This window comes from Pontibacterium sp., assembly GCF_041587635.1.
In the GTDB taxonomy this organism is placed as follows: domain Bacteria; phylum Pseudomonadota; class Gammaproteobacteria; order Pseudomonadales; family Balneatricaceae; genus Pontibacterium.
Genome location: NZ_JBFGYC010000337.1, coordinates 1 through 4,536, shown reverse-complemented (window position 1 = coordinate 4,536; position 4,536 = coordinate 1). Strand labels below are relative to the sequence as shown.

General features: G+C 49.2%; 4 protein-coding genes and 1 pseudogene. All 5 read right to left on the bottom strand.

Annotated features, from left to right (window positions below; translation table 11 throughout):
- Nucleotides 1–776: pseudogene (locus ABYW01_RS14905) on the bottom strand (hypothetical protein); the annotation flags it as partial.
- A gap of 32 nt (nt 777–808) precedes the next feature.
- Nucleotides 809–2,911, bottom strand: coding sequence for a methyl-accepting chemotaxis protein (locus ABYW01_RS14900; RefSeq protein WP_372834102.1), 2,103 nt, complete (start codon nt 2,909–2,911; stop codon nt 809–811).
- An 84-nt stretch (nt 2,912–2,995) separates the two neighbouring features.
- A complete protein-coding gene (locus ABYW01_RS14895) occupies nt 2,996–3,472 on the bottom strand; it encodes a chemotaxis protein CheW (protein WP_372834101.1) in 477 nt (158 codons plus the stop codon).
- An 81-nt stretch (nt 3,473–3,553) separates the two neighbouring features.
- Entirely contained in the window at nt 3,554–3,919 is a 366-nt protein-coding gene (locus ABYW01_RS14890; protein ID WP_372834098.1) for a PleD family two-component system response regulator, read from the bottom strand.
- 65 nt (nt 3,920–3,984) lie between these two features.
- On the bottom strand, nt 3,985–4,536 hold a 552-nt coding region (locus ABYW01_RS14885), incomplete at its 5' end, for a PleD family two-component system response regulator (RefSeq protein ID WP_372834096.1).

Genomic DNA, 4,536 nt, shown 5'->3' with positions numbered 1-4,536 from the left:
TCCAGAAGCTCAGCAGCCAGAGCGCAGCTATCGGCTATTCCGGCGAGTTCTTCTTCGCTGAACAGGTCTACCAGTTCATGTAGGTATTGAGTGGCCGCAATCGGTGAAGATAACGTGGATAGCTTTTTTGCGGCGTATTGGGCGGTAGAGGTGGGCGACTCAGGAATCGTCGCATGCAAGGTATCGATGGGTGTATCTGGAGACGATGTCTGACCTGTTTCTTGCAGCTCAATAGTGCCTGAATCCACGATCTCTTCAATCAGCACCACTTCATTCAATTCTATTGTCTGATCTGCAGTCGGTATTTCCAGCGGCGTCTCGGTTGGCTCGGTTACGCCGGTATCACCGTTAGGAGGCGATTGAACAAAAATACGTTGCTGATCTTCAGTCAGGATCTCTGCCAGAAAGGTGGTGTCTTCCTGTGGAACCGGCTCAGGCCAGCCGTTATTTTCCAATAACTTGATTAGCAGAGGTACCGCATCTTCATCACCCCGAAAAAATGCTTTAAAGCTAGCAGCAGTTTGTACCATCAGATCCAAAATACGCTGATCAGAGGGATATTGATTGCTTTCACAGACTTGAGAGAGCAGCTCCCCATACAGTGCGAGCGCGTCGGCAACGCCAGCGAAGTTCTCTTCGCTAGCGTTATCGACTAATGCGTAAAGGGAGTCTGACAACGCCTGAAAACCAGGGGCTGTTTCCTCTCCGGTGCTACACAGGAATGTACGCTGATGGTCAAAGACCAGCGCGACCTCGTGTTGTATATCAAACGACATAGTTACCACCTACGGCTGCAACTGATCGGAGATCAGGATGCAGCGAGTTTAAATACACTGATGGAGCGCTGAAGTTCTTCCGCCGCTTGTACCAGCTCATCAGACAGTTCTGTCTGCTGCTGCATCTCCGCGTTGGTTGCGTTCGAGGTTTCGCCGATCCTGCTCGCACGTTCACGCAGCTGTTCGGCCACCTTGGCCTGTTTTACGGAGTTTTGTGCGATACGTATTACGGAATCTACCAGAGTTTGTGTGGTTGCACGGGTTTCATCCATACGCTCACCCGCTTCCTCTGCGAGTCGTGTGCCTTCGACAACGTCGGTAATTACGGTGTTCATTACGTTGATAGTATCGGCTGTCTCAAGCTGGATGTTGTTCACCAAGCTTTCGATCTCTGCGGTTGCCTCTCGAGAGTTCTCTGCCAGACGCTGTACCTCATCTACAACCACCATCAAGCCGCGACCGGCTTCACCGGCTGAGGCCGCGTGCATGCTCGCATTCAGGGACAATACATGGGTACGTTCGGAGATGTTGTTGATCAGGTTTACGATACCGCCGATCTCCTGAGAACGTTCGCCCAGACGTTTGATACGTTTTTCCGCTTCGTGAATGGTTTGACGGATTTTGTTGATACTGTCGATAGTCTGGGATACAGAATCCATCGCTGTTTCAGATGTCTTGATCGCTTTTTGTGAAGCATTGTTGGAGAGCAATGCCAGTTTGGAGATCAGTTCCATCGCTTTGATCGCGGAATCCAGACCCTGCAAGGTTTCGAGGATCTCTTCCTGCTCTCGGTTTGCATAGCTCAGTACTGTTTCCGACTGTGATTTTACCTGCACCGATGCGTTGTTTACCCGACCAGATACGTCACTTACTTCATGCAGTACCGATTCGATGGAGGATGCCAACTGGTTAATCGAGTCGGCAATCGCGCCGGTTACGTCTTCTGCAACGGGTACGCGTACTGTCAGGTCTCGCTGACTGATTCGGAATACGTTCTGGATCAACTCGATGATCGAGCTGTTCAAGCGTTTGTTTTCTTCCTCTTTCTCTGCCAGTGCGTGCTCTTTCTCATCAAGCAGGGAATCAAGTACGGTCGCCAACTGTCCCAGTTCGTCTTTGGTGTCCAGATTACTGCGCGCAGTTACATCACCTGTACGCACTTTATCGACGGTTACCTGAATACGGTTGACCGTATCGATTACACCGTATTTTGCAATTGTCAGTGCAATCGCCATCGCTACGATCATCAAACCCATGGAGATAAAGAAGTAGGTCACCATATCGAGCGTATCAGCAGCCTGTCGCTCCGAGTTTTGCATATTGTAGACACCTGCCAGCTTATTGATCTCCTCGATCGCCGGTACAAGGTTCTGGATGATGTAGTGGACCTGAGTAAACTGTGTGGAGCTACGGTCAATCGCTTCTGCAAGATCTTCAAACAGCTCCTGTACGGCACGCATATTTTCCAGAACGGCCACTTTGTTCTGCTTGTATTCAGTGATCTTGGCGGCTTCTAGCTGATTGATCAGGCGAGTCAGGTTTGTATTAACTGCTTCGGAGGTTACGTCACTACCGTTACTGGCGACATATTCCTCTACAGAGGTACGGGTTCGTTCAAACTGGTCGCGCAGCCAGTCACGTTCCAGCCAGATGATCAGTGCATCGGTTTCCCACAGGAGGGTTGCCACTTCCTTCGCCAAACCTGCATCACTGGTTAAACCCGCTTCCATCAAGGCCTCGGAGCCATCGTAGAAGGTATCCTGATAGTCATCGATGATCGACTGGAATTCCTGGATCTGCTGTTTATCTTCGGCAGTACGCAGGTAGTCTTGCAGTTTGCCGAGGTTGTCATCGACCTGTGATGTGGCGGCGTTAAACTGGTTCAGCTGTTCCAGATCTCGGTCAACCTGAAAGCTTTTCTCGAAAAATCGTGCGCGAGCAATATTGATTTCGATACCGTTGACCAGCTTGGTGAATTTACCAAGATCATCTGCGCGGGCCTGTGCTTCTTCCTCAATGACGATGGTCTGATAGTAAGCGGCGCCCATGAACGAGAGCCCGATAAGCAGCAGGCCAAGCGCGAGCAGGAACTTGATCGGCAACTTTATGTTCTGAAATTCCAAAAACGACCACATTACTCAGGTTCCTCATAGGAAGTTATCTGTATGCCTGTTTGGCGTCAGGCAGTAGGTAAAGCGTGCGATGCTTGACCTTTGATATTAAAAACGTTCTTTTATTGCTGTAAAAAATCGACGGTGATCCAGTTCAGCCCATGCGATTCCGTCGTGTTCTAGGTAGCTGTCCAGAAACGAGTGGAAGTCTTCGTTAAAGGCGGCAGATGAACTGTTTTCCAATGCATTGGGAGCGACGAGGGCAACAGGGGGGCTATCAAGTAAGATGCCAGCCATATAAGGTTGTTCATCAAGTAAAAGGACCCAACGTTGGGTTTGATCTGGACTGTTATGATCGCCCGACAACTGGGCAAGGTCATAAACGGGAACGGTTTCACCGCGATGGTTAATAAACCCTTTGAACCAGTTCGGTGTGGTAGGAATAGGGCAGATACGTGGTTTGTTGACCAGTTCTGAATAGAGTGCGCGTGGTACCAAAAAATGGTTCCCAGCCACATTAAAGCCGTGACGGACTTCCTGAAAATTCTCAGGGGGGTCGGTCAGATTTAAAGCATCTGCTTCCATGAACCAGCTCCAGGTAAATCTTATTATTATTTTGTTGGATCACCCGGGTTCTGTTGGGTGATCCTGAAACGGGAAGACCCTTTATAACAGTTCTTTAACCTGTTTGAGAATCTCTTCGTCTTTATAAGGCTTACCAACAACAGCTTTTGCCCCCTGAAGCTGTGCCCATACCTTATCTGCTTCCTGATTTTTACTCGACACAATCACGACGGGAATATCTTTAGTGGCGGCATCCTGAGTAATTTGTCGGCAAGCGGCAAAACCATCGACTTCAGGCATGACAACATCCATGAAGATAAGGTCGGGTTTCTCCTCCTGAGCTTTTTTCATCCCTTCACTGCCGTTGGAGGCAACAATCACCTCTGCATCAATGGTGCTGAGAAGTTGGCAGATGTGCAGTTGCTGAACAGTATCGTCTTCGACTACTAAGATTTTAGGTGATGGCATGCTGGGTACCCGTTTTCTCTTTATCTTGCAAAATTAACTGATTGGCCAGTTTGAAACTGGCTCGGTTATTCTTTTTTAAACTCATCTACCCAATTGGAAACACGATTAATGACCTTTTGGAATTCATCCGGATTGATCGGTTTTGTCAGGTAGGTAGAGCACCCGGCCATGATGCCTTTAACCTCATCCAACGGTGAGTTTTTTGAGGAAAGCATGATGATCGGGGTTTTTTTCATTTCAGGAAGTTCACGCATGCGGGTGCAGGCTTCAAAGCCATCGATACCCGGCATGACAATATCCAGAAACAGAAAGTCATAGTGATTGTCTGCAACTTTCGCCAGAGCAGATTCGCCATCGTCGGCAAAGTCTACACTGACGGGCAGTGGCAGCTTTTCCAGTTCGCCGGCGAGTGCCTGTTGCATGGGTTGGCTGTCGTCCACAACCAGTACACAGTACCCTGTGCGGTCGTTTTTAGCTTCGGCTGCCAACCGGTGAGCGGTTTCAGCCTGCTCTTCATATTTGCTAAACAGATTCTCTTTGTCAGCGCCGTCTTGCTCCGGTTCAGCGGCACAATACTCTTCGTTCTCGGACGTCATTTTATCCAGAGTACGGACAAC

Bases quoted from the DNA above. Each gene is read 5' to 3' on its own strand.
- ABYW01_RS14900 (WP_372834102.1), bottom strand. From the start codon at position 2,911: ATGTGGTCGTTTTTGGAATTTCAGAACATAAAGTTGCCGATCAAGTTC.
- ABYW01_RS14895 (WP_372834101.1), bottom strand. From the start codon at position 3,472: ATGGAAGCAGATGCTTTAAATCTGACCGACCCCCCTGAGAATTTTCAG.
- ABYW01_RS14890 (WP_372834098.1), bottom strand. From the start codon at position 3,919: ATGCCATCACCTAAAATCTTAGTAGTCGAAGACGATACTGTTCAGCAA.